At 67.6% G+C, this 25199-nt stretch carries 26 protein-coding genes; 15 read left to right on the plus strand and 11 right to left on the minus strand.

Annotated features, from left to right (window positions below):
- Positions 1-215 precede the first annotated feature (215 nt).
- Complete coding sequence (locus OCL97_RS01655) at positions 216-1583, plus strand: peptidoglycan DD-metalloendopeptidase family protein (RefSeq protein ID WP_377367009.1); 1368 nt, start codon at positions 216-218, stop codon at positions 1581-1583.
- On the opposite strand, the gene OCL97_RS01660 is transcribed toward OCL97_RS01655, so the two are convergent.
- Entirely contained in the window at positions 1580-1978 is a 399-nt protein-coding gene (locus OCL97_RS01660) for a DoxX family protein (protein ID WP_377367011.1), read from the minus strand. The genes OCL97_RS01655 and OCL97_RS01660 overlap by 4 nt on opposite strands.
- 204 nt (positions 1979-2182) lie before the next feature.
- On the opposite strand from OCL97_RS01660, the gene OCL97_RS01665 reads away from it, so the two are divergent.
- A complete protein-coding gene (locus tag OCL97_RS01665) occupies positions 2183-3415 on the plus strand; it encodes a TetR/AcrR family transcriptional regulator (RefSeq protein ID WP_377367013.1) in 1233 nt (410 codons plus the stop codon).
- Positions 3416-3497: 82 nt separating this feature from the next.
- Positions 3498-5024: a carboxylesterase/lipase family protein gene (locus tag OCL97_RS01670; RefSeq protein ID WP_377367015.1), complete on the plus strand. Its 1527-nt coding sequence runs from the start codon at positions 3498-3500 to the stop codon at positions 5022-5024.
- Here the strand turns inward: OCL97_RS01670 and OCL97_RS01675 are convergent.
- The 6 genes from OCL97_RS01675 to ubiG form a co-directional block, all read right to left on the minus strand.
- On the minus strand, positions 5021-5173 hold the full coding sequence (locus OCL97_RS01675) for a hypothetical protein (RefSeq protein ID WP_377367017.1): 153 nt from the start codon (positions 5171-5173) through the stop codon (positions 5021-5023). The genes OCL97_RS01670 and OCL97_RS01675 overlap by 4 nt on opposite strands.
- Before the next feature lie 173 nt (positions 5174-5346).
- A complete protein-coding gene (locus tag OCL97_RS01680) occupies positions 5347-6429 on the minus strand; it encodes a Zn-dependent alcohol dehydrogenase (RefSeq protein ID WP_304774665.1) in 1083 nt (360 codons plus the stop codon).
- Between the two features lie 208 nt (positions 6430-6637).
- Positions 6638-7561, minus strand: coding sequence for an alpha/beta fold hydrolase (locus tag OCL97_RS01685; RefSeq protein ID WP_377367019.1), 924 nt, complete (start codon positions 7559-7561; stop codon positions 6638-6640).
- Positions 7562-7636: 75 nt separating this feature from the next.
- The gene (locus OCL97_RS01690; protein ID WP_377367021.1) at positions 7637-9259 is read right to left on the minus strand and encodes a long-chain fatty acid--CoA ligase; all 1623 of its coding nucleotides are present in this window, start codon (positions 9257-9259) and stop codon (positions 7637-7639) included.
- Positions 9260-9325: 66 nt separating this feature from the next.
- The gene (locus OCL97_RS01695; RefSeq protein ID WP_377367023.1) at positions 9326-10129 is read right to left on the minus strand and encodes an FkbM family methyltransferase; all 804 of its coding nucleotides are present in this window, start codon (positions 10127-10129) and stop codon (positions 9326-9328) included.
- A 26-nt stretch (positions 10130-10155) separates the two neighbouring features.
- Positions 10156-10902, minus strand: a complete 747-nt coding sequence (gene ubiG, locus OCL97_RS01700) for a bifunctional 2-polyprenyl-6-hydroxyphenol methylase/3-demethylubiquinol 3-O-methyltransferase UbiG (protein WP_377367025.1) — start codon at positions 10900-10902, stop codon at positions 10156-10158.
- Positions 10903-11017: 115 nt separating this feature from the next.
- Here ubiG and OCL97_RS01705 point away from each other — a divergent pair, with 115 nt between their 5' ends.
- Positions 11018-12268: an aspartate kinase gene (locus tag OCL97_RS01705; protein ID WP_304774703.1), complete on the plus strand. Its 1251-nt coding sequence runs from the start codon at positions 11018-11020 to the stop codon at positions 12266-12268.
- Here OCL97_RS01705 and OCL97_RS01710 read toward each other — a convergent pair.
- Positions 12265-13656, minus strand: a complete 1392-nt coding sequence (locus OCL97_RS01710) for an MFS transporter (protein ID WP_377367027.1) — start codon at positions 13654-13656, stop codon at positions 12265-12267. The genes OCL97_RS01705 and OCL97_RS01710 overlap by 4 nt on opposite strands.
- A 75-nt stretch (positions 13657-13731) precedes the next feature.
- Here OCL97_RS01710 and OCL97_RS01715 point away from each other — a divergent pair, with 75 nt between their 5' ends.
- Together OCL97_RS01715 and OCL97_RS01720 are read left to right on the plus strand one after the other, a co-directional pair.
- A complete protein-coding gene (locus OCL97_RS01715; protein WP_377367029.1) occupies positions 13732-14346 on the plus strand; it encodes a helix-turn-helix transcriptional regulator in 615 nt (204 codons plus the stop codon).
- Between the two features lie 64 nt (positions 14347-14410).
- Positions 14411-14800, plus strand: coding sequence for an RcnB family protein (locus OCL97_RS01720; RefSeq protein WP_377367031.1), 390 nt, complete (start codon positions 14411-14413; stop codon positions 14798-14800).
- 39 nt (positions 14801-14839) lie between these two features.
- Here the strand turns inward: OCL97_RS01720 and OCL97_RS01725 are convergent, their stop codons facing one another.
- Both OCL97_RS01725 and OCL97_RS01730 read right to left on the minus strand, forming a co-directional pair.
- Positions 14840-16570, minus strand: a complete 1731-nt coding sequence (locus tag OCL97_RS01725) for an alpha/beta hydrolase (protein WP_377367033.1) — start codon at positions 16568-16570, stop codon at positions 14840-14842.
- A gap of 160 nt (positions 16571-16730) precedes the next feature.
- The gene (locus OCL97_RS01730) at positions 16731-17723 is read right to left on the minus strand and encodes a sodium-dependent bicarbonate transport family permease (protein ID WP_377367035.1); all 993 of its coding nucleotides are present in this window, start codon (positions 17721-17723) and stop codon (positions 16731-16733) included.
- Between the two features lie 97 nt (positions 17724-17820).
- Between OCL97_RS01730 and OCL97_RS01735 the strand changes: the two genes are divergently transcribed.
- From OCL97_RS01735 to OCL97_RS01775, 9 genes are all read left to right on the plus strand, one after another.
- Positions 17821-18693: a LysR substrate-binding domain-containing protein gene (locus tag OCL97_RS01735; protein ID WP_377367037.1), complete on the plus strand. Its 873-nt coding sequence runs from the start codon at positions 17821-17823 to the stop codon at positions 18691-18693.
- A gap of 524 nt (positions 18694-19217) precedes the next feature.
- Positions 19218-19688: a tellurite resistance TerB family protein gene (locus tag OCL97_RS01740; RefSeq protein ID WP_377367039.1), complete on the plus strand. Its 471-nt coding sequence runs from the start codon at positions 19218-19220 to the stop codon at positions 19686-19688.
- 38 nt (positions 19689-19726) lie between these two features.
- On the plus strand, positions 19727-19873 hold the full coding sequence (locus OCL97_RS01745; protein ID WP_304774643.1) for a hypothetical protein: 147 nt from the start codon (positions 19727-19729) through the stop codon (positions 19871-19873).
- Positions 19874-19897: 24 nt separating this feature from the next.
- Positions 19898-20890 carry a TerC family protein gene (locus OCL97_RS01750; RefSeq protein ID WP_305338145.1) on the plus strand — a complete coding sequence of 331 codons (993 nt, stop codon included), beginning with the start codon at positions 19898-19900 and terminating at the stop codon, positions 20888-20890.
- A gap of 25 nt (positions 20891-20915) precedes the next feature.
- Positions 20916-21659 carry a Bax inhibitor-1/YccA family protein gene (locus tag OCL97_RS01755; protein ID WP_377367042.1) on the plus strand — a complete coding sequence of 248 codons (744 nt, stop codon included), beginning with the start codon at positions 20916-20918 and terminating at the stop codon, positions 21657-21659.
- A gap of 24 nt (positions 21660-21683) precedes the next feature.
- A complete protein-coding gene (locus tag OCL97_RS01760; RefSeq protein ID WP_377367044.1) occupies positions 21684-21971 on the plus strand; it encodes a TFIIB-type zinc ribbon-containing protein in 288 nt (95 codons plus the stop codon).
- A 10-nt stretch (positions 21972-21981) separates the two neighbouring features.
- Positions 21982-23121, plus strand: coding sequence for a dihydroorotase (pyrC, locus tag OCL97_RS01765; protein WP_377367045.1), 1140 nt, complete (start codon positions 21982-21984; stop codon positions 23119-23121).
- Between the two features lie 207 nt (positions 23122-23328).
- A complete protein-coding gene (folE, locus tag OCL97_RS01770) occupies positions 23329-24039 on the plus strand; it encodes a GTP cyclohydrolase I (RefSeq protein WP_305338142.1) in 711 nt (236 codons plus the stop codon).
- A 2-nt stretch (positions 24040-24041) separates the two neighbouring features.
- On the plus strand, positions 24042-24470 hold the full coding sequence (locus OCL97_RS01775; protein WP_377367048.1) for a BLUF domain-containing protein: 429 nt from the start codon (positions 24042-24044) through the stop codon (positions 24468-24470).
- A gap of 57 nt (positions 24471-24527) precedes the next feature.
- Here OCL97_RS01775 and OCL97_RS01780 read toward each other — a convergent pair whose 3' ends face one another.
- On the minus strand, positions 24528-25190 hold the full coding sequence (locus OCL97_RS01780) for an SOUL family heme-binding protein (RefSeq protein ID WP_377367050.1): 663 nt from the start codon (positions 25188-25190) through the stop codon (positions 24528-24530).
- Between the last annotated feature and the right edge of the window lie 9 nt (positions 25191-25199).

Here is a 25199-nt window from a genome sequence, read left to right on the forward strand (position 1 = left end):
GTGCTTAAGCAACCCGGGTGACGAGATGTCGCCGCAATCCCGTTGGATGAACTCCTGCCGTGACAAATGGACCAGTCCACCGCGGGGTCACATACGGTTAACCAAGGGGGGCCACGATGGCCCGGCCTGCGTTTTGCTGGCTTGCATGCCAGATGCGCCATTTTGAACTTGCCAAGGTCAAGCTTGGCTAGAGCGATATTCGTAACGGGGGCACGATGCACGAGTTCGATCCGAGACGTCCGACCCTGCGTCTTGCGCCGCGCCTGCTGGTCGGTGTGGCCGGTTTCGCCGCCCTGGCTCTGGGCTGGAAGCTGACCGCCGCCGAGGCGACCGCACCGACGCCGCCCCCGCTCGACCCCGCCGCCATCTCCGCCCTGCAGCACGCCGCCTTCACCCAGGCCGAAGCGCAGCCCGGGTTCACCCGGCCCGAAAACATCGCCGTCAAGATTCAGCCGGGTGAGACCTTCGAGGCCGCCGTCCTGCGGGCCGGCGTCGCCCCCGACGACGCCCGCCAGGCTGTCCAAACCCTGGGCGAGGCCATGGACACCGTCCACATCAAGGCCGGGCTCGCCTTTGACGCCGCCATCGCCAAGCCGCGCGGCGAGCGTGGGCCAGCGCGGCTGATCGGCCTGTCCCTGCGCACCGGCCCGGCCACGGCGGTGACCGTCTCGCGCACCTTCGACGGCGCCCTGCGCCTGCGGGAGATGGAAGAGAAGATTCGCGACGAGACCACGGTCGCCCAGGGCGCCATCACCGGCTCCCTGTATGAGAGCGCCTCGCGCCTTGGGGCCACCTCTTCCATCACCGCCCAGATGGTGAAGCTGTTCTCCCACAAGGTGGACTTCGACCGCGACATCAAGCCGGGCGACAAGTTCGAACTGGTCTTCGACCGCAAGGTCACCGAGAGCGGTCGCACCGTCGAAACCGGCGACCTGGAATATGCCGAGATCAAGGGTATCCGCTTCTATCGCTTCGAGATGCCCGACGGCGAAGTCGAGTACCTCGATGACGCGGGCAAGAACATCAAGGGCTTCCTGCTGCGCACCCCGGTGGACGGCGCGCGGATGACCTCGACCTTCGGCATGCGCCGTCACCCGATCCTGGGCTTCAACCGCATGCACCAGGGCATCGATTTCGGCGCGGGCTCCGGCACCCCGGTGCTGGCCGCCGGCGACGGCGTCGTGGTGGAGGCCCGTCGCTGGGGCGGCTACGGTAACTGGCTACGCATCCGCCACGCGGGCGGCTGGGAAACCGGTTACGCCCACCTGTCGCGCTACGCCAAGGGCCTCAAGCCCGGCCAGCGGGTGCGCCAAGGTCAACTGGTGGCCTATGTGGGCTCCACCGGCGCCTCGACCGGTCCCCACCTGCACTACGAAACTTGGATGAAGGGCCGACGCGTCAGCCCGATCGGCGCCAAGGTGCCCACCGGCACTGTCCTGGCCGGCGCCCAACTGGCCGCATTCCGCGCCAAGAAGGCCCACATCGACAAGCTCGTCAGCCATGCCGAGGCCGAGACGTCCCAGGGTGACACCCGGAAACTCGCCTCGGCGGACCCGATCCAGGTCGCCGGGCTGCGGCGCTAGAGCCGCCGCCAGGGGAAGAGCGACCGCAGCCGCGCGTCGCGCAGCCAGAGGCCGCCCCAGGCCATCACGGCCAGGTAGACGCCGAACAGGATGTGGCTGAACAGCGGGCTTCCGACCCGCAGGTGGGTCTCGACCGCTCCGCCCATGTAGGCCGTCACCAGGACGGCCCCCAGCACCGAGGTGCGGGGATAGAGGTATAGCGCCACGCAGATCAGCTGGATCGTCCCCAGCAGCCGCGCCTGGTCGGTTGGCAGGCCAAGCTGCCGCGAGGTCTCCGCCACCACGGGCAGGTCCAGCAGCTTCATCGTCAGGTCCATCAGCATGAAGGCGACGAATAGGCCGCTGAGCACGCGGCCGGTCCAAAGCATGGCTTTCGGAGTGTCTGTGGTGGTCATGGACGGCCCGCCCTCTTCCGGCCTCCCCCGACGGTCGCCGGGCGTCTCGAGGCGCTTCCCCAGGACGAACGAGGCCACGGGAAGCCGACAACGTTATGATGACTTCCGCGCGGCCACCGCGCCCGGGTGTGGCGCGACGCCGCTTTTCCGACGCGCCCCGGCGCTCTAAGATCTGGCTTAAGTCTCTGTCGGAGCAACGATTCCATGGCCCCCGCCGCCAACCCGTCCAAGGTCCGCGCCCGGTACGCCGCCAAGCGTGACGCGATCATGGCGGCGGCCACGGAGGTCTTCAAAGACCGTGGGGTCTCAGGGTTCACCCTGGCCGCGGTCGCCAAGATGATGGACCTGCACCCCGTCAGCCTCACCTACTACTTCAAGCGCAAGGAAGACCTGGCAGCCGCGGTCCTTCACGACACCATCCGCCGCTGGGACGCCATGCTGGACAAGGCGTTCCAGGAGACCGAGCCCGCCGCCCGACTGCGTCGGTTCGTGGCCGCCTATTTCGAGGTGCGCCGGCTGATCCAGCTGGGCGAACAGCCGCCCCTGGCGCCCTTCAGCGAGATCCACCTGATCGAGGGCGACCAGCACCAGCCCCTGATGGAGGCCTTCCGCGAGCTCTATGTGCGGATCGGCCACTTCGGCAAGACCGACGCCCTGCCCTGGATGACCCGCCCGCGCCGCGCGGCCCTGGCTCGCCTGATCGTCGACCAGCTGGGCTGGGCCGACGCCTGGCTGGCCCTGTATGAGCCCGGCGACTACGCCCGCGTGGCCAACAGGATCGCCGACACCTTGCTGAAGGGTCTGGCCGGCGAAGGGCAGGCCTGGCCTGACCTGCCGCTGCTGGCGTTGGGCTCCCCCGTCGCCCAGAACGACGAGGTGACCCGGGAACGGTTTCTGATCGCCGCCACCGACCTCATCAACCGCGAGGGCTATCGCGGCGCCTCAGTGGACAAGATCTCGGCCCGGCTCAAAGTCACCAAGGGCTCGTTCTATCACCACAACACAGACAAGGATGAGTTGGCCGCCGCCTGCTTCCAACGCACCTTTGACCTGATCGACGAAGCCCGGAACCGCGCCTGCGAACAGCCGGACGGCTGGCGGCGCATCTGGCTGGCGGTCTGCTCCCTGATCCATCATCAGGCCTCGGGTGAATCGGGCCGCATGCTGCGCCACCACGCCATGGCGGCCGTCCCCCGCCCGATGCGTCGCAGGCTGCGTCTTCGCTTCCAGCAGATCGCACACGCCTTCGCCGGTCAGATCAGCGACGGCGTGGCCGACGGCTCAATCCGCCCGGTGGACGCCCTGCTGACCGCCCAGATGCTGATGGTGGCCTTCAACAGCGCCAATTCCATGGACCCCGTCCGCCACCCAGGCTCCACCCTTCGGGTGATGGAGGACTATGCGCGCCCTGTGCTGATGGGCGTATTCTCCGAGTGACCGCCAGCGTTGCCATCTTCCCATACCCAGGCGCAGAATGACGCCAGGGGCCGGTAGAGCCCTCGCTCAGGAGGAAGCTCAGATGGCCGACGACATGGCGCTCGCGCCGCTCATCCGCACCTCGGTGGTCAAGACCAGCAACGGGCCGGTCCGGGGCTATGTCGAGGACAGCCTGCAGGTGTTCAAGGGCCTGCGCTATGGCGCCCCGCCGACCGGAGAGGGCCGGTTCAAGCCGCCCCGGCGGCCGGCGGCCTGGTCCGAGGTCGCCGAGGCGGTCAGCTACGGCGCGCCGGCCATTCAGTCGGGCATGGCGCCCGGCGAGCGGGGTTCCTCCGCCGGCGATCCGCCCGCGCCCGACGAACCCGGCTCCTCCGAGGACTGCCTGTTCATCAATGTCTGGACGCCGGGTCTGGACAGCGCCAAGCGGCCGGTCATGGTCTGGCTGCACGGCGGCGGCTTCGCCAACGGCTCGGGCGGCGCGGCCATGTACGACGGTGGCGCCCTGGCCCGGAAGGGCGACGTGGTCACCGTCACCGTCAACCACCGCCTCAACGTCTTCGGCTACCTGCACCTCGGCGACGTCTTCGGGCCGGAATACGCCCAGTCGGGGGTCGCTGGCATGCTGGATATCGTCCAGGTGCTGGAATGGGTGCGCGACAATATCGAGGCTTTTGGCGGTGACGCCTCCAACGTCACCATCTTCGGCGAGAGCGGCGGCGGCTGGAAGGTCTCCCTGCTGATGGCCATGCCGGGCGCCACGGGTCTGTTCCACAAGGCCATCATCCAGTCGGGCCCGGGCCTGCGCGGCGCCACAAAGGCCGATGCGGGCAAGACCGCCCAGGCCTATCTGGACCTGTTGGGAGTGAAGGACGCCGCCAGCCTTGCGGCCATCGACACCGAGACCCTCAGCCGCGCCAGTGTGAAGGTGGGCGACCGTATGCGCGGCTTCACCCCGGTGGTGGACGGGGTCGCCCTGCCCCGCGATCCCTTCGTCCCCGACGCCCCGGCCATCAGCGCCGACGTCCCGGTGCTGATCGGCACCAACCAGGACGAGAGCACCCTCTTCATGATCGGCGACCCGAAGTTCGGCGAGCTGACCGAGGAGGACCTGGCCAAGCGCTCCAAGGCCGCGGCCGGGGACAAGGCCGAAGCCCTCGTCGCCGAACTGCGCAAGGTCCACCCCGACTATTCGCCCACCTACCTGGTCAGCGCCGCCCAGACGGCCACGGGCATGTGGCTGGGTTCCATCACCATCGCCGAGCGCAAGGCCGCCCAGAAGGCCGCGCCGGCCTATGTCTACATGCTGACCTGGGAGACACCGGTGTCACGCGGCCGGCTGAAGTGTCCCCACGCCCTGGAGATTCCTCTGGTGTTCGACAATGTCGAGAAGGCCCGCAATTTCGTGGGCCGGGGGGACGAACCGCAGGCGGTGGCTGACCAGATGTCCTCCGCCTGGCTGGCCTTCGCCCGCACCGGCGACCCAAACGCGCCCGGCCTGCCGGCCTGGGCGCCCTATGACGCCGACACGCGCGCCACGATGCTGTTCAATGTCGAGAGCCGGGTTGAAAACGACCTCAACGCCGGAGTGCGCAAGGTCCTGCAGTCCTAGGCGGCTTCTTTCTTCACAGGGTCCGGCGGGAGGGAGTCCAGCACCCGCCGGATCATCTCGGCGTCGGTGACGATGGGCGGCGGCTCGCCGAACCGCATCTGCCAGATATGGGCCAGGCGCAGCAGCTCGGGGTCGGACTCGTCGGCCATGGGGTTGCTCCTGAAGGGGGTACCCGGAAGTAACCCCCCGCATCCCCTCCAGTTTCCGACGCCCACGCCTTTATTTATGGAATACAGAGACTTAACCCTAACATCGAGCCCAGCCACGAAAAAAGGCCCTCCCGCGAGGGAGGGCCTTGCCTATTTCCGGATCGCCGAAGCGATCAGTCGAACATGATGACGGAGCGGGCGAGCCCGCCCTTCTTCATATCGTCGAAGCCTTCGTTGACCTGTTCCAGCTTGATGCGCTGGGAGATCATCTCGTCGAGCTTCAGCTTGCCCGACATGTACATGTCCACCAGGCGCGGCATGTCCACCGGGAAGCGGTTGGACCCCATCATCGAGCCCTGAAGCTTCTTCTCGCCCAGGAAGGCGGCGCCCATCAGGGTGATGGTCTGGCCGACCGGGATCATGCCGATGATGTTGGCGGTGCCGCCGCGGCGAAGCATGTTGAAGGCCTGCTCGGCGGTCTTGGACAGGCCGATGGCCTCGAAGGAGTGATGCACCCCGCCCTTGGTCATTTCGAGCACTTCCTTGACCGCGTCGGTCTGCGAAGCATCGATGAAGTCGGTGGCGCCGAACTGCATGGCGAGATTGTGCTTGGAGCCCACGTTGTCGATGGCGATGATCCGGCCAGCGCCCGCGATGGACGCGCCGTTGACCGCCGCCAGGCCGACGCCGCCCAGGCCGATGACGGCCACGGTCTCGCCCGGACGGACGCTGGAGGTGTGGATCGCGGCGCCGACGCCGGTCATCACCGAGCAGCCGATCAAGGCGGCGCGGTCGAGGGGCATGTCCTTGCGGATCGCGACGCAGGCGTGCTCGTGGATCAGCATCTGCTCAGCGAAGGACGACAGGTTCAGATACTGCGCCATCGGGCCGTTGGCGGCGCTGAGCCGGGGCTCCTCGTCCTTGTCGCGCTTGGTCTCGGGCGAGACGCAGAGCGACAGGTGGCCGGTGAGGCACTGGTCGCAGTGGCCGCAATAGGCCGAAAGGCAGGTGATGACGTGATCGCCCACCTTCACCGTGCGGACTTCGGAGCCCACCTGTTCCACGACGCCGGCGCTCTCATGGCCCAGAACCGTCGGCAGGACGGTCGGATACGAGCCGAGCATGAAGTGCAGGTCGGAATGGCAAAGGCCGGCGGCCTTGGTGCGGATCAAGACCTCGTGGGGACCCGGCTTGTTGATCTGGACATCTTCGATCTGAAGCGGCTTACCCACTTCGCGCAGCACTGCGGCTTTCATCCTGGCGTTCCCCAACAGCGCCCGATTGATCCGGGCGGATTATCGAAGTCCGGGTATGCCCAAGACTTCCGAGAGGCAGACCTTATCGCCGTTCAGGTGACGCGCGCCAAGGGAAATTGGGTTTGCTGGGGTCGGTCGTCAAAGCTGCGACCTGCGACGCGGCCGCAGCCGTCCTGGCGAGAGATCCGGTATCACGGAGACTTGTTCATCAAGTCGCCACCGCGGCCCTGGCCTTGGGTTTGGCAAGCCACAAACGGTTCGGCCACCGGGGCCAGCTGAGCTTGAACGCCAAGGGCCTGGGTATGCAGCCCTCGAGGGTCGCTAACAGATCCTCGGCCGGGCCGTCGTTCAGGAAGTGGTTGGCGCCGGTCACCCGCTCAAAACGCATGGGCCGGCGCGTGCGGGTCTCGGCCACCAGCTTCTCGGCCAGTTCGATGGGGGCGAAGTCGTCCTTGTCGCCGTGCACCACATGGACGGGAACCTTCAACCTGCGCAGCGCGGCATGCATGCCTTCTAGCTGGCCGGCCTGATTGGTGACCTCCAGGACCGCGTGCCGGACATCCCGGGGGATGATCTTCAGCATCCGCGCGCCCACCTTGAGCAGCCACTCGGCGGTGGGACCCGGCTGGCCATAGTAGCCCGAGAGCAGCACCAAGCCGGCGACCTTGCCAGGGTTGGCGGACGCCATCAGCGTCGCGATGGCGGCGCCATAGGATTGGCCCACCAGCAGGATCCTTTGGCCGGGCTTGGCTTGCAGCAGGGGACTGAGGGCGAGAGCCTGCTGTCCAATGTCACCGACATATTCCACCGGCTCGGAGCCCGCATAGCCGGGGCGGTCCACCACCACCATCTCCCGGTCCTCGGGCAGGGCGGCGATGGCCGGGGCCCAGTACTCGGCCCACGACGGGGCGCCGGTGACGACGACGATCTTCCAGGGGGCGGACCTGGCGCGAGGGCTTTCGATGGCCGACAGCTTCCAGCCCAGACCGCCGCCAGCGGCGAAGCTGATCCGCCGCACCACGGTGTCAGGATAGTCATCGGCGACGGGGACGTGTTCCTGCCGGCCTCGGACAGCGGATTCCGCCACGGCCCAGGTGATCTCCAGAACGCCCTTGGGCCGTTTACGCGCCACGCTCGATACTCCGTCGTCCCGACTCAACTGGGATCTGAACGCGGGATGGCAAGGCGGGTTCGGGCGCGCGGCCCCTTAGTTTGAGGAGGCTGCGCTCAACTGGTCACGCAGCTCGCGCTTGAGCACCTTCCCGGTGGGGCCGATCGGCAGGGCCTCGACGATGCGCACCTCGTCGGGCGTCCACCACTTGGCGACGCGGGCGGCGACGTGGGCCTTCAGCGCCTCCGGGTCGGCGGTCTGGCCGGGACGCAGGGTGACCAGCAGCAGGGGCCGCTCGTCCCACTTCGGATGCGGCACCCCGATGGCCGCCGCCATGGCCACGGACGGGTGGGATGAGACGGCGTCCTCCAGGTCCAGGGTGGAAATCCACTCTCCCCCCGACTTGATCACGTCCTTGGCGCGATCGGTGAGGCGCAGATAGCCCTCGGGGTCGAGGGTGGCGATGTCACCGGTGTCAAACCAGCCGTCGTCGGTGAAGGCCTGGGCGCCTTCGTTCTTGAAATAGGCGGAGGACACCCAGGGGCCGCGCACCTGCAGGGCGCCCGGGCTGGCGCCGTCGCGGGGCTGTTCAGAACCGTCGTCGGCCAGGATGCGCATCTCCACGCCCCACAGCCCACGGCCCTGCTTCAGCTTGCGCGCGGTCGAGGTGGCCTGGTCTTCACCGGCATGGCTCGCCAAGGCGGTGTTGATCACCCCCATGGGGCTGGTCTCGGTCATCCCCCAGATCTGCCGGACCGTGGCGCCCATCTGATCCTCGATACGGCTGATCAAGGCGGCGGTGGGCGCCGAGCCGCCGACGGCGACCGTGCGCACGGTGGTGAGCTTCTGCTGCGTCTGATCCAGGTGATCCAGCACCCCGATCCAGATGGTGGGCACCCCCAGCAGGAACGTGGCCTTCTCGGCCACCGCCAGTTCGCAGATCGAGGGGCCGTCGAGATGTCGGCCCGGCAGGATCAGCTTGGCCCCCACCAGCGGCGCGCCATAGGGGGTGCACCAGGCGTTGGCGTGGTACATCTGAGCGCAGGGCAGGACGGCGTCCCGCGCTCCCAGGTCGAAGGCGTCGGGCTGCACCATGGCCATGGCGTGCAGCACGGTGGCGCGGTGCGAATAGAGCACGCCCTTCGGATTGCCCGTGGTGCCCGAGGTGTAGCAGAGGCCCGAGGCGGTCCGCTCGTCCAGCTCCGGCCAAATGAAGTCCGGCGTGTTGGCGGCGATCAGCTCCTCATAGACTAGGGTCCCGGCCGGCGCCTCCGCAGGAAGATGCTCGCGGTCGGTGAGGGCCACGAAGGTCTTCACCGTGGTCATCTTGGGCGCGATCTCGCCCACCAGGTCGCCAAAGGTGATGTCGAACAGCAGGACGCTGTCCTCGGCGTGGTTGGCCACCCAGGCCACCTGATCGGGATGCAGGCGTGGATTGATGGTGTGCAGCACCGCCCCGATGCCGCTGACGGCGTAGTAGAGCTCGAAGTGGCGATGGGTGCTCCAGGCCAGGGTCGCGACGCGGTCGCCGCGTTTCACCCCCAGGGCCGTCAGGGCCTTGGCCATCTGCTTGGCGCGCACCAGGGCGTCGGCATAGGTGTAACGGTGGATCGGCCCCTCGACGGTGCGCGTCACCACCTCGCGGTCGCCATGATAGGCCGCCGCATATTCCAGGATGGACGGCAGGTTGAGCGCCCGGTCCATCATCAAGGCCAGCATCGCTGTCCCTCCCCCACATCGTTGTTGGGGTGAGGTTTAGGACGTTAGGCCGGTGGCGCGCTAGGCCTAGGCGGCCATCCGCGCCTTGAAGACACCGTCAGGGAGTTTCGCAGCGCGGCTGGGGTGGACGAAGAAGTAGTCCTTCCAGGGGAGGTTGGGCACCACCGTGGTGCGTTCCTCAAGCCGGTCGCCGTTCAGGGCGAACATGCGGTAGCCGCGTGAGCGGAACATATCCACCACCGCCTCGGCCGTGCCGCCGAAGCGAGCCTCCAGCATGGCCGGGTGGATTTCCAGCAGCACGTGGGGGCGGTCGCGATCGATGATCTCCAGCGCGCCGGTGAGCGCCTTCTGCTCCGCGCCCTCGATATCCATGCGGATGAAGTCGACACGGTTGACGCCGTGGGTCTCGCAGTACTGGTCCAGGGTGACCACCGGGGTCGGCTGCAGCTCGACGCCGACATCCTCCAGGTCGGGGCGGATCTTGCCCTCCGGAGCTGCGTCGGAGACGAAGGCGTAGGCCCGGCCCATGCGGCCCGAGGTCTTCTTCGGCGTCACCAGCAGCATCTCACCCGGGGCGTCGGACACCGCGGCGTGAATCGGGGTCACCTGCTTGGAGATGCCGTGCCAGGCCAGGCAATGCTGCAGCACCTCGAAGGTGAAGGCCGAGGGCTCGAAGGCATAGATGCGCGCGTCGGGCGCCACCTGGGTCATCACGTAGGAGTGGCGGCCGTCACTCGCGCCCACATGCAGGCATACGGGGGCGCCGGACAGCAGGTCAGCCAGATACGGCGTCTCCGGTTCGTGCTTGGCCCACTTCATATTGCGCCGCCAAGCGCGGAAGGCGTGACTGAGCACGCGTATCGAAGCCATGTATTGGTCCTTTGAACGGGCCGTGTTTACGACGCGTCGCGGGTGACAGTCATCATGTAGTTGATGTCGCAGTCTGATGACCGGCACCAACGGCCGTTCATGGGGTCGTAGGCCACTCCGAACGGCCCTTGAACCCGCAGCTTCTCGTCCTTGAGGAAGCCGCGCAGTTCGTCGGGCTTGAGGAACTTGGTCCAGTCGTGGGTGCCGGCGGGCAGCCAGCGCAGCACATATTCGGCGCCGACCTTGGCCAGCGCGAAGGCCTTCAGGGTGCGGTTGAGGGTGGCCACGATCATCAGGCCGCCGGGGGCCAGCAGGCGCGAACAGGTCCGCAGGTATTCCCCCGGATCAGCCACGTGCTCGATCACCTCCATGTTGAGGATCACGTCGAAGGGGCCCGACCCTTCGGCCTCCAGCCCTTCGGCCGTGCCGGCGCGGTAGTCGATCTCCAGCTTCTGCTCGGCGGCGTGGGCGCTGGCCGTGCCGATGTTGCGCTCCGAGGCGTCGACGCCGGTGACGGAAAAGCCCAGGCGGGTCATCGGCTCGCTGAGCAGGCCGCCACCGCAGCCAATATCCAGCAGCTTCAGACCCTCGAAGGGCTTGCGCGCCTGGCTGTCGCGGCCAAAGCGGACAAGGGCCTGCTCGCGGATGAAGGCCAGGCGCACGGGATTGAACTTGTGCAGCGGCGCGAACTTGCCCTTCGGATCCCACCACTCGGCGGCGATGCGGGAGAAGCGTTCGACGTCTTCGGGGTCGATGCTGGAAGCGACGGTCATGGGCCTCCTTCTATCCGCCAACCGCGCTGACGCGAAGCCCGGCGTTGCTCCGGGGGCCGAGCGTCGCTAGAACGCGGCCCTTCCCTCTCCCCTCAAGGAGCTTGTGACCACGCCCATGTCCCGGCTGGTGATGAAATTCGGCGGTACGTCCGTCGCTGACCTCGAGCGCATCCGGCGCGTGGGTCGGCTGGTGGCCGCCGAGGTGGCCGCGGGCCATCAGGTGGCCGTGGTGGTCTCGGCCATGTCCGGCAAGACCAATGAGCTGGTGGCCTGGACCGATGGCGCGGGCGCCGCGGCCCAAGGGCTTGAGCCCTCCGACGACGAGTACGATGTCGTTGTGGCCTCGGGCGAGCAGGTGACCGCCGGCCTGCTGGCCATGACCCTGCGCAACATGGGTGTCCCGGCGCGGTCCTGGATGGGCTGGCAGATCCCGATCATCGCCGACGACGCCCACGGCCGCGCCCGCATCGACGACGTACCCTCCGAGAACCTCATCGAGGCCATGGACAAGGGCCAGGTGGCGGTGATCGCCGGCTTCCAGGGCGTCACCCGCGATGGCCGCATCGCCACCCTCGGGCGCGGGGGCTCCGACACCAGCGCCGTGGCCATCGCCGCGGCCGTGAAGGCCATCCGCTGCGACATCTACACCGACGTCGACGGCGTCTACACCACCGACCCGCGGATCGAGAGCAAGGCCCGCAAGCTCAGCAAGATCTCCTACGAGGAGATGCTGGAGATGGCGTCCCTGGGCGCCAAGGTCCTGCAGACCCGTTCCGTCGAACTCGCCATGGCCAAGAACGTGCCGGTGCGGGTGCTGTCCAGTTTTGTCGAGCCCGGCGAAGCGCCCGGCCAAGGCACCATCGTGTGCGACGAGGAAGAGATCATGGAAAAGCGCATCGTGAGCGGGGTCGCCTATAGCCGCGACGAGGCCAAGATCACGCTGTACGGCCTGCCCGACCACCCCGGCGTGTCCTCGGCGATCTTCGGCGCCCTGGCCGACGCCAACGTCAATGTGGACATGATCGTCCAGAGCCACGCCCGCACCGCCGACACCGCCAACATGGAGTTCACGGTGGGCAAGCGCGACGCCGCCCGCGCCGTGGAGATCGTGCGCGCCGCCCAGCCGAAGATCGGCTTCGAGGACGTCAAGGTGAACGAGGACGTCGCCAAGGTCTCGGTGATCGGGGTGGGCATGCGCAGCCACACCGGAGTCGCCAAGACCATGTTCGGCGCCCTGGCCGAGAAGGGCGTCAACATCCAGGTCATCTCGACCAGCGAGATCAAGATCAGCGTCCTGATCGACGCGGCCTATACCGAGCTCGCGGTGCGGGCCCTGCACGCGGCCTACGGGCTGGACCAGCTCTAGCGGAGACGGGCCAAGCGCCGCGCGGTCCAGACGCCGGCCAGCGCCACCGGCAGGGCGGCGACGAAGACCCAGACGCCGGCTGACTTGGCGGTCGCCTCGCTGAGGCCGTGCGAGAAGCCCACCAGATTGGCGACGGCGGCGGCCATGGCCGCGCCGGCGGCTGAGCCGGTCAGGCGCACCGTGGTCATGGCCGCCGCGCCGATGGCCCGCTCCTCGTCCGGCAGAGCCTCCAGGATGGCCTGGCTCATGAAGGCCCAGGAGAGACCAAACCCCGCGCCCAGGGCCGCCCCGGCCAGGACAATCCCCGGCACCGAACCCGTGGGGAAGACCAGCGCGCTGGCGCCCACGCCCAGGGTGGCCAGCGCCGCGCCGGCCAGGATCAGGCGTCCCGGCCAGCGACCGGTGAGATGGGCGACGGCCAGACCCGCGAGGGTCCAGGCCGCCGCCTCTCCCGCGATCACATAGCCGGCGGTCAGGGCAGACAAACCGGCGAGCTGCTGCAGGATCGCAGGACCGTAGATGGCGTAGCCCATGGAGGCGGCCGTCAGCAGGAACATGGTGGCGTAGCCGGAGCCCGGCACGGTGCGCAGGGAGCTCGAGCCCCTGGGGAGCAGGCGGACGACGGCGCGCTCGTCCAGCCAGACCATGGCCAGCAGGAAGGCGACCCCCACGGCCGTCAGCACCGCTGAGCGCCCGAAGGTCCCGGCGATGTCGGCCGCGCCGATGGCCACGACCCCGGCGGCGATCAGGCCAAGCTGGCCCCAGGCGACGCCCTGGCCCCGCTGGCCGTCCTGGCCCTTGGGCAGCATGGCGAAGGCGGCGATGGCCACGGCGACGGCCTGGACGGCGAAGAACCAGAAGACCCCGCGCCAGTTCCCGGCGTCGGCGAAGACCCCGCCGATCATGGGCCCCACCAGGCTGGCGATCCCCCAGACCCCGGTGATGGCGGCATAGACCCGGGGCAGCAGGCGGTTGGGGAAGAGCAGGCCGATGGCCACCGCGCAGAAGCCGGTGACCCAGCCGCCGCCGATCCCCTGGAGCAGGCGGCCGATCAGGAAGCTGGCCATGTCGGGGCCTGCGGCGCTGAGGGCGCAGCCGAAGGCGTAGAGGAGGGCCGCGCAGGCGGTGGCGCGGCGCAGTCCGTAGCGCTGGGCCAGCAGGCCCGAGCTCGCGCCCGCCAGGACCGAGCCCAGCAGGTAGCCCGCCGTGGCCCAGCCGAAATAGGCGTAGCCGCCGAGGTCGGCGCCGACGCTGGGCATGATGGTGGCTGTCACCAGGCTGTCGGCGGCGCCCAGCCAGACCCCCAGGCAGATCAGGGCGAACAGCGGCAGCCGGCCGTCGGCGACGACGTCGGACCAGCTTCCGTCCTGGGCTTGGGCAGGTTCCATTTCGACAGGCTCAACAGGGCGAATGCAGGCCTGACTAGACGGGGCCATGGAGATTTGCAATAGAATGATTGTCAAATGCGAAGCACGCCCGACGACCTGCTGTTCCAGATCAAGACCCGGGGTCCCAGCCGGACCCTGGAGCTTGCCGGCGCGCTCGCGATCAGCCGGCAGGCGGCGCTGCAATCCCTGGAGAAGCTGGCCGCCGAGGGGCTGGTGGAGCACGCCACGGCGCGGGCCGGGGTGGGGCGGCCCCGGCGGTCCTGGTCCCTGACCGCCAAGGGGCATGGCCGCTTCCCCGACACCCACGCCCAGATGACCGTGGACCTGATCGAGGCGGTGCGGGCCGAGTTCGGCCCCGCCGTGCTGGACCGGCTGATCGCGCGGCGCGAGCGGGTGGTGGCGGACGGCTACCGGGCCGCCCTGCCGGACGCAGGCCTGGAGGCCAGGCTCGCCAAGCTGGCCCAGCTGAGGGCCGCCGAGGGCTATATGGCGCAATGGAGCCTGCAGGCGGACGGGTCCTACCTGCTGATCGAGAACCACTGCCCGATCTGCGCGGCCGCGGCGGCCTGCCAAGGCTTCTGCCGCGCCGAGCTTTCCCTGTTCCAGATGCTGCTGGCGCCGGCCCGGGTGGAGCGGCTGGAGCACATCCTGGCCGGCGCGCGACGATGTGCCTACCGGATCATGGTCTAGCTCGCCGAACCTTCGGTGAAGCTCGGCGTTGGGGTCGTGAGGGACCACCTCCAAGGACATAAGAATGAAAAACCTGCTCGCCGCCGCCGCCGTCGCCACCCTGGCCCTGGCGCCCATCGCCGCCCACGCCGAGCCCGGGGGCCATGGGCAAGGCCACAAGAAGGACAAGGGCCATCAGGACTCTCGCCACGACAATGGCGGCGCCTGGACCCCGCCGGGCCTGGCCAAGAAGCCGGGCGGCATGCCCCCCGGCCAGTACAAGAAGCACTATCGCCAGGGCCAGAGGCTGCCCTCCTCCTATGTGAAGCCGTCCTACTATGTGGCCGACCCCAGCGCCTATCGCCTGAGGACCGCGCCGGCCGGCTATCGCTGGGTGCAGGTGGATAACCAGTACTACCTGGCCCAGACCCGCACCGGCCTCATCTCCGAAGTCGTCTCCGCCCTGGTACGCTAGGGTCAGGCGCGCGCTGGGCGCGTCCCGGCGCGCTGCGCCTTACTTCGACGCCGCCCCCGGCAGCCGGAACTCCGGCGACCAGTGGGTGGCGGTGCCCGCGGTCACGTACCAGCAGATCACCAGGGCGCAGATGATCGCGCCCGGCACGTGGCTGTTGGTGCGGCGATAGGTGAAGGCGGCGATCACGCCCACCATGGCCAGCAGGGGCACGAACTGGATGGCCACGATGGTGTTCAGCGGCTGCTGCGGCACGGCCAGCAGGCCGGTGGTCAGCAGGCTGCCGTACTGGATGGCCAGCAGCAGGACAAAGCCCAGGCTCATGGCCAGGGCCGCGGTCAGGTAGGCGCGGCCCGCCCCCTCGCCGCGCACCGCCAGGTTGGCGTGCAGGGCCCGCAGGGACACCAGGAAGAACAGTGTCCACAGCGGCAGATAGGCCAGCGCCATCACGGCGTGGGCGCCGTCCAGGGGCTTCAGCCCCAGGACCCAGAACCGGTAATCTACCTGGAACGCCGCATCGACGGCGGCCAGCGACAGGTAGCCCACCGCCACGGTGGCCACGGCGATGGCGATGGCGCGCGGCCAGTCGGTGGTGAAGCCGCCCTTGCCGCCCTTGAGGAACAGGCTCAGCCCCAGGGTGAGGACCGCGTTGAGCAGGGCCCAGACCAGCAGCTGGTTGGTGATGAACTGCGGGAACAGCTTCATGGGGAAGAACAGGTTCCCGATCTCCATGAAGGTGAAGAAGGTGGCGGCCGGGACCACGGCGGTCAGCATGGCCGCCAGCCACCACCTGCCGCCGCGCTCGGTCCCGGGGGGCTCGGCCGGCCGCGCCATGGCGGCGAACACGGGCAGGCGCAGCAGCGCCTGGAAGGTTCCGAGCAGCAGGATGACAAAGCCCAGGAAGCCCACGCCGGTGCCGACCTCCTTCCAGATCCAGATCTGATCGCCCGGCGGCAGGGGCCGCGCGGCGCCTGAGAGCTGCGCCTGGAACCAGTCCACGGCGTGGCCGACCCCGGCGGAGGAGAAGTGCTCCCACGGGTGGGTGATGGGGGGATTGTGCAGCACGCGGGCGGTCCCGGCGGCCGGGTCGCCATAGATGCGGCCCTCCACCACGGGGCCCGTTGACCCGAACATGGCCTGCAGGGATTTCGAGGTCTCCACGTCGCCGCCCTTGGCCACCTGCCACATGAGGGGAGCGAACTCGTCGTACTGGCCAAACACGATGGAAAGGTTGCGTAGTTGCCCCTTCGCCGCTGCGCCGAACACCGCCCCGATGGCCGGCGTCGAGCCCTCCAGCACCACGGCCTTGTAGCCGTCCGGCGCCGACTCGGCGGCCGCCACCACGGGACCGCCCCCCAGGCTGTGGCCCTCCAGGCCGATATTGGCGGCGTCCACGAAGGCCAGGCCGCGCAGGTGGCGCAGGGCGGCCGGCCCCCCAAAGCCCTGCTGGCCGACGGCGGCGCCGGACCCGCCGTGCCCGGTCATGTCCATGGCCAGCACCACGAAGCCCCGCCGCGACAGCTCGATGGCGAAGGCGCTCTGCATCTCGCGGGTGTTGATATAGCCGTGGCTGGCCAGGATCGCGGGCGCTGGCGTCGCCGCCGTGGCAGAGGCCGGGCGGTAGAGCAGCCCGCTCATGACCACCCCCTTGTCGCCCGGAAACCGCACATCGGTGACCGTGACGCCGTTCGTGGTCTGGATGGCATGGGCGAGGATGGAGCCCGCCAGGATCAGGATCAGGCCAAGAGCCAGCAGCAGGTATTTGCGCAGCATCGTCGCCTCCCCAGACGGTTGTTGGGGAGACTATGGCGGTGGCGGGGGTGATCCGTCCATGGTGAGCGGCGCCAGGCGCAGTGGTCAGCCAGAGGCGGTCCCCCGCGATCGCCCCGGGCTGGAGAGATGACCGGCGGACCGGAGGCTCGGTGAGGAGGTCTCAGCGCCAGATCCACGTCGCGGAGGCCGCGTAGATCGCGATGCCGAGGGTCAGATTGAACGGAAACGTCACTGCCAGGGAGGAGGTCACATAGACCCCCGCATCCGCCTGCGGCGCCGCGAGCCGCATCGCCGCGGGGACGGCGATGTAGGAGGCCGATCCGGCCAGGATCGCCAGAAGCGCCCCGTCGCCAACGGCGAGACCCGCCCATCGGGAGACAAGGAGGCACAAGACCGCAGACAGCACCGGAAACCCTATGGCGAAGCCGAGGAGAGGGGGCGTCAGTTTCCGCCCGCCAACCATCAACCTGCGGGCCGCGACCAGACCCGTATCGAGCAGGAAGAAGCAGAGGGCCCCTTGAAACAGCGGACCGACGAAGACGTCGAGCTTGGCCAGGCCTGGCGGTCCCGAAACCAGGCCCACCATGAAGCTGCCAAGCAGCATGACGGTGGCGGCGCCGAACACGACTTCCCTCATGATCCCGGCCTGCCCCAAGGCGCCGCCCGGGCGACCCGAAGGTCCCGCGGCGGAGCGATTCAGCAGCAGCAGCGCCGTCAGGATGGCGGGCGCTTCCATAAGGGCAAGGACCGCGGCCATGTAGCGCCCCGGCGCCAGGCCCTGTGCGGCCAGGTAAGCCTCTCCCGCGGCGAAGGTGACGACCGAGACCGAGCCGTAAGTCGCCGCATGGGCGCAGATCGTCGCGTGGTCGAGACGCGAGATTTTCTTGAGGACGACGTAGGCGACGAGCGGCAACAGCGCGCTGAGCGCGACGCCGAGGCCGGCCGCCACCAGGAAGTCGCCGTCCAGGCCGGCCGTCCTGGCCTCCGCCCCGCCTTTGAACCCGATGCACAGCATCAGATAGAGCGCCAACGACTTGGCCACCGGTTCCGGCACGGCGAGGTCTGATCGCGCAAAGGCCGCGCCGGCCCCGAGCAGGAAGAACAGAACCGCCGGGGTCGTCAGCAACGCGAGGCCGGGCACGGTTTCGAGCATGGGGCGCCTTTCAAGAGTTGGGGCGCGCTCTTTGGCCTCGACCTAGACCTCACTCCAGTTTATTTCAGTCATGGTCGACATAACGAATGATTATGAAGTGCCAAACCGTCTCGTGAACCTCGACCTGGAGCTGCTGCGCGCCTTCGTCGCCGTGGTGGAGACCACCAGCTTCACCCGGGCCGCGGCGCTGTTGGGACGGACCCAACCGGCCGTAAGCCTGCAGATCCGACGCCTGGAAGGCCAGCTCCGCGCGCCCCTCATCGACCGGACCGGCAAGTCCATCAGCCTGACCCTCGAAGGCGCCGGCCTGCTGCCGCAGGCTCGCCGGCTGCTCCGCGTGAATGACGAGATAGTCGCGAGCCTCGGTGAGGGCGACCTCGAAGGCGAAGTGCGGTTCGGCGCGCCCGAGGACATCGCCACGCTGCATCTGCCCGCAATCCTGGCCGGCTTTGCGCGCAGTCATCCGCGCATCACGCTCGCTGTGACGGCGGACTACACGGCGAACCTTCTGGACCAGCTGTCGCGCGGCCTGCTGGATCTGGCGCTTATCAAGCGAGAGCCCGTCGGTCCTGAGCTCGGGGTTCGCGTCTGGCGTGAGCCGCTGATGTGGGTGGCGCAGGACGCCGCAAGCCTTGAGAGGCAGCCCCTGCCGTTGATCATAGCCCCCGCGCCGGACATCTATCGCAAGCGAGCCCTGGCGGCCTTGCAGCAGGCCGATATTCCCTTCCGCGCGGCCTTCACCTCCCCCAGCCTCGCCGGCCAGATGGCGGCCCTGAGGGCGGGCCTGGGTGTGGGCGTGCTTCCGCTCGCCATGGCGCCGCGCGAGCTCATCGTCATCGGTGAACCGCTCCCCAAGCTCGCGGACAGCGAGATCGCCCTGGTCACCGCGCGCGGCGCGACCGACGGCCCCGCAAAGCTGTTGGCCCAGGAAGTCCTGCGCACCCTCGAGCGGGGCGCGACGGGACCCTGACCCCGCCCAGGCCACGGCCGCGTCGGGCGCTCAATTCCAAGGTCCATAAGCGAGCCTTATGGGCTTCATCGCGCATTCTCATTGGCGATCGGGAGCCGGATTTGAGATTCTCCTGATGCGGCCCGGGCCCCTCTGACGATCATCGTGATCGTGATGTCGGATCGCATCGGGTGCGCTCGATGATGGGGTCCGGTTTCTCTCTCCCAGTCGAACACCGACGCGCCAGCGTCGAGCGCGCCCTCCTCGAGAAGGAGTGGCTCCATGTTGTCCATCATACTTGCGCGGCTGCGTCGCCTGCGGCTGCTGGTGCAGGCCGCGCTCACCCCTCCCAGGGTCAGGCGCCAACGCCGCACGGTTCGCCGCGCCCACCAGGAGAAGCCTTCGGGCGCCGGGCTTTGGCGGTACAGCGGGCAGCCGACGCTGCGCCCCTCCATGTGGGGCCGCGCCCTCGCCCTTCAGCCGGTCAGGTCGCGCAGACGCTAACCCGCTATCCATCAAGAATCTGGACCGCTCAGGAGGCGCCCGTGACATTTGCCACCCAAAAGCATCGGACTCCCCCCGCCATCTCGGCGACCGACGTCTGGACTCCAGGCGACGAGGTCGAGATGGATGCCCTCATCGCGGCCTGCGCCCTCGTGGCTCAGGCTGATGGCTGGGTCACACCGGATGAACGCCAGCGCACGGTCGAACGCATGCGCAGATCGCCGGCTGTCGCCGTGTTTGGCGTTCAGGAGGTCCTGTTGGGCTTCGAGAGCCTCAACGAACGCTTTGATCGGGATCTCGAAGATGGCGTCGCGGCGGCCGAGGCAGCCGTGCGACGTCTCGCTGGTCGACAGGGCCCCTCGCGGTTGCTGGTTGAGACCGCCTGCGCGGTCGCCGAGGCTGACGGGGGCTTCGACGCCGAAGAGCGCGATGTCGTCCTGCGGCTCTGCGACCTGCTGGATCTAGAGCCTGCCACGTTCGAAATCGTGGCGGATCAAGGTCGTCAGCCATGAGGATCGGACCTCCCGCCATACCTTACTGGACTGCGGCCATGGCCGCCCAGCTGACTCAGACCGTTGGTCAGGCCGCAGGTCATCGCAGTGTTTCGACCGAGCGTCCGGTCGAGCCTGTCAACACCGTCAGTGACCACACGACCTTGCGTCGCGTGAGTCCGCACACGTTCGACATCCGCGTCTGATCACCGACGCGCCCCGGAGACTTCATGGACTTTCTGACTCAGGACTTTCTGTCAAAGCCGGTGTGGATGTGGGCGAGCTTCCTCGCACTCGTCGTCGTGCTGCTGGTGCTCGATCTCGGTGTTCTGCACCGAAAACACCGCGAAATCGGCGTCCGCGAAAGCCTGCTGATGTCGCTTGGCTACCTGACGCTCGGTGTCGGCTTCGGGGGATGGGTCTGGTTCACGCTCGGCGCCCAATCCGGCATCGAATACCTGACCGGGTTCGTGGTCGAGAAAAGCCTGGCGATGGACAACGTCTTCGTCATCGCGATGATTTTCGGATACTTTGCTATTCCCCAGAAGTATCAGCACCGGGTGCTGTTCTGGGGTATCCTTGGCGTCATTATTCTTCGCGCCATCATGATCGCCGGCGGCGCCGCGCTGGTCGCGGAGTTCTCCTGGCTCCTGTATGTCTTTGCGGTCTTCCTGATCGCGACCGGCGTGAAGATGATCGCCATGGCCGACAAGTCTCACAGCCTGGGGGATAACCCGCTGCTGCGCTTCCTGCGCCGCCGACTGCGAGTCACTGACGAGCTGCATGGAGAACGCTTCTTCGTCAGGCTGCCGGATCAGAAAACCGGCCGTCCCGCGACCTATGTGACGCCCGTGTTCATGGCGCTGCTGTTCATCGAGGTCGCCGACGTGATCTTCGCGGTGGACTCGGTGCCGGCGATCTTCGCGATCACCACGGACCCCTACATCATCTACACCTCCAACATCTTCGCGATCCTTGGCCTGCGGGCGCTGTATTTCGCCCTCGCGGCCATCATCCATCGCTTCGCCTATTTGAAGCAGGCTCTGGCTGTGCTGCTGATCTTCATCGGCTCGAAGATCTTTGTCGCCGACCTGCTGGGATGGACGAAGTTCCCGCCCGCCATCTCCTTGGGTGTCACCTTCGCCATCCTCGCCACAGGCGTCATCTGGTCGCTCTGGCGAACCCGGCCGGGGGTCGCTGCAGCAACCCCACCCGCTGCTTAGTCCTAACCCTTGAAGGGAGCTTCCCATGGAAAAGTTGAATCCGACCCTGGACCAGGCCCTGACCCGGCCCAACATGGCGATCGACGCCGGGCTGCGGGGGTTCATGCTGGGCGTCTACAACAAGATGGCCCTTGGCCTCCTGGTCTCGGCGGGCCTGGCCTGGGGCACCTCCGCCTGGGCGCCGGCGCGCAACGCCCTGTTCGTCGTCTCGGACGGGCGTCTCTCGGGCTACACCCTGGCGGGAACGATCCTCGTGTTCGCACCGCTCATGGTCCTGCTGGGCTCGGCCTTCCTGATGCGGAACGCGTCCGCGAGGACCGCTAGCGCCCTCTACTGGACGGTCGTAGCGCTGATCGGCGCATCGTTCGGCGCGCTGGCCTTGCGGTACACAGGTCAGAGCTTGGCCTCGACCTTTCTGGTCACCGCCACGGCCTTTGGCGCGCTTAGCCTCTATGGCTACACCACAAAGCGTGACCTGACCGGCGTCGGCGCTTTCCTGATCATGGGCGTCGTCGGTCTGCTCATCGCCAGTCTGGTCAACCTCGTGCTGCAGTCATCGCTGTTGATGCTGATGATCAGCGGCATTGGTGTGCTCATTTTCGCTGGTCTGACCGCCCATGACACCCAACGCCTGAAGCTGACCTACTACCAGCTCGGTGGCGACAAGGCCGCGCTAGGCTCCGCTACAAGCTTTGGGGCGCTGAGCCTCTACCTCGACTTCGTGAACCTGTTCCAGTTTCTGCTGACTTTCCTCGGTCAGCGGCGCTGACGCCTTTTCTTGGGAGACCAAGCTATGCCGCTGCTACTGTGCACGAACGACAACGCCGCGATGTCGACCGTTAACCGCGACGGGGTCGAATTCGACATGTGGCCCACCTGTCGTGGCGTCTGGCTAGACCGCGGCGAACTGGAGAAACTTATAACCTCCGGAGAGGCGCCAGGGCGTCCGGCGCCATCTGCGCTCGGGTATCAGCGACCAGCGACCAGTGAATACCGTTCGGAGAACCCAGGCCGATACGACCGCGACGACGACGGCTATCGCAAGAAGAAGCGTCGCGACATCTTCGAAATTTTTGATTGATGCCCCGTCCATGACTCTGCCGTCCCAGCACGACCGCCTCGTCCTGAGGCGACCGGACGATTGGCATGTCCATCTGCGCGACGGCGATGTGCTGTCGGCTGTCGCGTCCTACACGGCGCGGCAGTTCCGGCGCGCCATCGTCATGCCAAATCTCGTTCCACCGATCTTGACCGTTGCGGCTGCTGAAGCCTATCGCGAGCGGATCAAGCAGGCTGTCGATCCCGCCTTGAGGTTCGACCCGCTGATGGTCTGCTACCTCACCGATGAGGCCGACCCCGGCGAAATAGCCCGAGGCTTCGCCAGAAAGGTGTTCGCCGCCTGTAAGCTCTATCCGGCGCACGCCACAACGAACGCGGAACACGGTGTCACCGATATCTACAAGGTGTTTCCCGTCCTGGAGCGCATGCAGCGCATCGGCATGCCCCTTCTGGTACACGGTGAGGTCACAGACCCGACCATCGACATCTTCGATCGCGAAGCTGTCTTCATTGAGCGGGTTTTCTCCAAAATCAACGTCGCCTTCCCAGGGCTCAAGACGGTTTTCGAGCACATCACGACGGCGGACGCGGTCTCGTTTGTCATCGGCGGCGGACCAAATCTTGCGGCGACGATCACTCCCCATCACCTCAGAATGAACCGCAATGCGATGTTTGAGGGCGGGGTCCGACCGCATCACTATTGCCTGCCTGTGCCGAAGCGCGAGTCGCACCGTCTCGCGCTTCGGCGCGCGGCGACGTCGGGATCACCGAAGTTCTTCCTGGGCACGGACTCTGCGCCACATTCGGTCATGCAGAAGGAATCGGCATGTGGTTGCGCCGGCATCTTCAACGCCCCGTTTGCGATCGAGAGTTACGCCATGACCTTCGAAGAGGAAGGGGCTCTGCATCGCCTTGAGGGGTTTGCATCTGAGTACGGACCGGCCTTCTACGGCCTTGCTCCAAATAGCGATCAGATCGTTCTCGAACGGCGACCGGTCGATGTGCCCGCGAAGCTCATGGAAGCGTCGGAGGAGTTCGTCCCATTTCATGCCAGCGAGACGCTGCCCTGGCGCTTTGCAGGCCTCGCAGAGCAAAGGGGCTTGCGAACAAGACGCGAAGCAGGTCTGGCGCTCCCCGGGCGGGAAGCAGAGACGAACGGTCAAGCTGGCTGACCTGTCCCCTTCCTCCTCCAGCCGTCTGGCGAATCAACAGCTCACAGAACTCGGGCTTTGCCCGAAAGTCGCAGGAACGGCCGCAGATAGTCCTGCGGTGGAGGTTGCATCTGGAACAGCTTGGCCATCGTATCGATTGGGCGTCGGAGCGCAGGCCTCGCCAGAGGCCGCGTGCGCCCGCGCCCAGAGTTCAGGAGTGGAGACCCGGTGACCAAGACGCCTGTCGATGACGCGCCCGACGCGCAGCCGGTTTCCGCGAGGATCCGCGCCCGGCTGAAGGCCTCCAAGAAGCGCTTCCACGCCAATGACAACATCTCCGCCTTCCTGGAGCCCGGGGAGCTTGAGGCGCTGCTGGCCGAGGTGGAGGGGAAGTTCAAGGGCGTGCTCGACAGCCTGGTGATCGACACCCAGAGCGATCACAACACCCAGGAGACCGCCAAGCGGGTCGCCAAGATGTACCTGACCGAGGTGTTTCGAGGGCGCTACGCCCCGGCCCCGCCGGTCACCGAGTTCCCCAACGCCGAGGCCCTGAACGAGCTGATGATCGTGGGCCCGATCACCATCCGCAGCGCCTGCAGCCACCACTTCTGTCCGATCATGGGCAAGCTGTGGGTGGGGTTGATGCCCAATGAGCACTCCAACCTGATCGGCCTGTCGAAATATTCCCGCCTGGCCGAGTGGGTGATGTCACGGCCGCAGATCCAGGAGGAGGCCATCACCCAGATGGCCGACCTGCTGATGGAAAAGGTGCGCCCCGACGGCCTGGCCGTGGTGATGGAGGCCGATCACTTCTGCATGCACTGGCGCGGCGTGAAGGACAACGAGACCATGATGATCAACAGCGTCATGCGCGGCTCCTTCCTGAAGGACCACAACCTGCGCAGCGAGTTCCTCTCGCTGCTGAAGCACCGGAGCTGAGGATGCTCGTTCGCTGCCTGTACGCCAGCCGCCCGTCGGCCGCTCTCCAGGGTCCCGGCCTGGACCTGATCCTGGAGCAGTCGCGAAAGAACAACCCCGCCCTGGGGATCACCGGCCTGCTGTGTGTGTCTGAAAACCTGTTCATCCAGGTGATCGAGGGCGGCCGCGACGAGGTCTGCGAGCTGTTCAACGCCCTCGTCCGGGACGACCGCCACCAGCAGGTGCGCCTGCTGACCTATGAGGAAATCTCCGAGCGGCGGTTCGGCAACTGGACCATGGGCCATGTGAGCATCGCCAAGCTCAACCCCGCCCTGTTGCTGAAGTACTTCAAGCGCGTGGAGCTGGACCCCTTCGACTGCTCGGGCGCGGCGACCATGGCCCTGCTGGGGGAGATGGTGGCCACGGCCGCGATCCTCAACCGGCCCGAGTGACGGAATACAGCCCCTCGATGAGACTGCTCGGCGTGTGGGCGCTCTGCGGCTCGCCAGTTAGCGCGGCGTCGTAGAGCCTGCGGAGATGGTCAGCGCCACCGGGGCGGCGACCTCGTTGCGGCGCAGGAAGGACGGGGTCCAGGGCGGGTCGTAGAACCAGGCGGTGGGCGGGCCGGTGGCCTTCCAGCCCTGGCCTGCGAGGGCGCTGGCGAGCTGGCCGGTGCGGCGCGCCACCGCCGGGCCGCTGCGCGAGCCGGAGAACCGCAGGACCGCGTAGTCCTGGGCCGGCAGCTCGACGATTGAGACCTTGTCGCTGGTGGGGACCGGCAGGGTGGCCCGCGTGTAGCGGGCCGGCATGATGAACTGCACCTTCCAGGACCCCGCCCCGTCGGCGGTCTGGGTCACCGGGGCGGTCATGGCGATGGTCTGGGAACCGCCCGCAGCGCTCTGGGCCACTGGCGCGGTCATGGCGATGGAGGACTTGGCGGTGTTGGCGCCGAAGATGTAGCCGGCCACCGCCTCGAAACCAGCGCTGCGCGCCGCCGTGGCTGAACCCGACACGGTGGCTTCTGCGGCGAGCCGAGGGCCGTAGTGGCGAACCTCCAGGTCTCCGAGCCGCTCGACAACGGTGTAGCGCGGCTGTTCGGTCCCCGCGCGGATCCCCACCAAGGCGCCCAGGCCCCCCAGGATCGCCGCGCCCAGTTCAAACGCATTGGCCATCTGCCCGTC

This window comes from Phenylobacterium ferrooxidans (genome assembly GCF_042714595.1).
Lineage (GTDB): Bacteria > Pseudomonadota > Alphaproteobacteria > Caulobacterales > Caulobacteraceae > Phenylobacterium > Phenylobacterium ferrooxidans.